The organism is Domibacillus sp. 8LH (genome assembly GCF_038806185.1).
Taxonomy (GTDB): Bacteria; Bacillota; Bacilli; order Bacillales; family Domibacillaceae; genus Domibacillus; species Domibacillus indicus_A.
In genome coordinates this window covers 1-268 of record NZ_JAVJNG010000159.1, presented here as the reverse complement: position 1 = coordinate 268, position 268 = coordinate 1, and the positions used below count along the sequence as shown (strand labels likewise).

The window sequence follows — 268 nt, the reverse complement described above, 5'->3', positions numbered from 1 at the left end:
CCAAGGAAGTATCCATCTCCTTTTGCGGCTTCGTCTTCGCGGCCGTCACGCACAAGCGTGGCACCCTGCTCGATACCGGCTTCAATGTAGCCGATTGTACGCTGTTTCGCATTTTCGCGGATGATTGGGCCAAGGAATACGCCGTCATCTAAACCGTTGCCAATTTGGATATTGTCGGCTGCTTCTTTTAATTTTGCGATAAACTCATCGGCAATGCTTTCTTCTACTGCTACAACGGCTGCAGCCATGCAGCGCTCACCCGCTGAAC

1 protein-coding gene is annotated in these 268 nt (G+C 51.9%); it reads right to left on the bottom strand.

The features are described from left to right. Nucleotides 1-268: aldehyde dehydrogenase family protein (locus RG959_RS24235; RefSeq protein ID WP_342799310.1), on the bottom strand; the 268-nt coding region annotated here is incomplete at both ends.